This window comes from Neisseria sp. P0021.S005 (genome assembly GCF_051956955.1).
Window position 1 is genome coordinate 1 of record NZ_JBQCWY010000623.1, and the last position, 1,812, is coordinate 1,812.

The window sequence follows — 1,812 nt, forward strand, 5'->3', positions numbered from 1 at the left end:
TATGGTCTTGTTTGGTCAAAAAACGAAGCAGGTTGGCGGAAACCTGTTTACGACCCATAAATAAGATTTTCATGGAGAAATGTCCCTTATGCATTTGCTTTTTCGGTGGCGGAAGTTGTCAGTGTAGCCAATTCTTCCAGGGTGTTTATCCAAAGGGTGGGCTGGTATTCACGACCGTATTGCTCGGGATCGGCTTGATGAATATTGTGCGGCTTAGGCATGATGCCTATGGAGAGCCAACCCAGTTTGTTGGGTGCGACAAAATCTTTTTTGATGTTGTCGCCGATGTAGATGAAACGTTTTGCAGCCAGATATTTGTTTTGCAGGAAGACAAAACGCTTATCGTCGGGTTTTTCCGATTGCATGGCTTCCGAAATCAAAATGTCGTCAAACAAATCGGTCAAACCCAAGGCCTGTATTTTCAAACGCTGTGTCAGACTGCGGCCGTCTGTAATCAGGGCACGTGCGGCAAAAGGGCGCATCAGCTTCCGTAAAAAAGACGGTTCGACATAGGGTCGGATAACAGGCCGGTGTAGTCGATATTGCCACAAAAGTGATTGTTTCTCTAGTTCGTTTAATTTGCAATGATGACACAAATTTTCGAGCCAGTCTTTACTTTTATTGTCTGCAATTTCATTTAGTACGTCGACATTGTATTGCGGGTAAAGCGACGTAATTGTCCCTACAACTGCCTGTATTCCGGAGCATTTGTAGTCGTACTCAGAGTAAAGCGTATCGTCAAGATCGAAGACGATGACGGATTCTTCCGGCTTAATCATGTTCTCTTACCAAAATCTTAGCATCATAACGAAGCATGATTAAATTGTTTTCCCAGTCGTCGGAGAAAGGGATGTCTTGGCCGCCGATGTATTCTTGAATCAGCCAGCCCGGATAGTTGCCGCCTGCAGCGTAAGTCAGCGGGAAACCGCCGCCGAAACGAGGGTTGATTTCCACACCGTAGGTCGTGCTGTCGGTTTTGCTGACGAAGAATTGCGCGGTAATGCAGCCGCGTGCGCCTTCCAATACGGCCATTTTTTCAACCAGCTCTTTATACAGGGCATTGCGTCGGGTTGCGCCTTTGCTGACTTCGCCGGTGCGCACTTCCAAACGCTCGCGAGGAATGGCGCATTTCAGACGGCCTTGACGGTCGTAATACATATCGACGGTAAATTCGGAAAAAGTATTCTCGATATCGATGTATTGGGTGAACATCATTTTCGGGTCTTCGGTAATGTCGACAGTCAAATCAGCTGGTGTGTTGATTTTTTTCGCACCGATGGCGCGGCTGCCGTCATAAGGCTTGGTAAAACATGGGAAAACCAGGTGGTCCCGTTCGTAAATTTCAGGGGAACGGATGCTGTATTGTGCAAACAGGCATGAGGTCAGGCGCTTGTCGCGGCACAGGGTAATCAGTTTTGCATCGGAAATGACAATATGTATTCCTTCAGCTTCAAAACGGTCACGTGCTTCGGCCAGTTTGAGCAGCTCGGTATCGATGGTTGGCACAATCAGACCGATGTCGTGTTGTTTGGCCAACTCGAAAATGCTGTCAATGTATTCGGCTGCATCGATACGCGGCACGCTGAAAGTGCGGTCGGCAACATGGCAGGCAGAAGACATGTGGGGGTTGAGGTCAGTGGCAAAAACGCCGATACCGTCTGAAAAACGTGCGGCTTCGGTTTGAAAGTCCTGCACCAATTCGACACGGCGACCTGCCGACAGAATCAGTATATTATTTTTTTTCATCAGTTTTGTTACCCGTGAAATAAGGCATTGTGGCTTCCCCTTCGGCTGAGATGCCTTCTTTGACGA

General features: G+C 47.9%; 2 protein-coding genes and 1 pseudogene. All 3 read right to left on the minus strand.

Annotation, left to right across the window (positions count from 1 at the left end):
- Nucleotides 1-86 precede the first annotated feature (86 nt).
- Nucleotides 87-779, minus strand: a complete 693-nt coding sequence (locus ACTHUE_RS17605) for an HAD family hydrolase (protein WP_070460468.1) — start codon at nucleotides 777-779, stop codon at nucleotides 87-89.
- A complete protein-coding gene (locus ACTHUE_RS17610) occupies nucleotides 772-1,746 on the minus strand; it encodes an ATP-grasp domain-containing protein (RefSeq protein WP_070460467.1) in 975 nt (324 codons plus the stop codon). The genes ACTHUE_RS17605 and ACTHUE_RS17610 overlap by 8 nt, the downstream gene beginning before the upstream one ends.
- A pseudogene (locus ACTHUE_RS17615) lies at nucleotides 1,733-1,812 on the minus strand (sugar transferase); the annotation flags it as partial. The gene ACTHUE_RS17610 and the pseudogene ACTHUE_RS17615, both read right to left, overlap by 14 nt.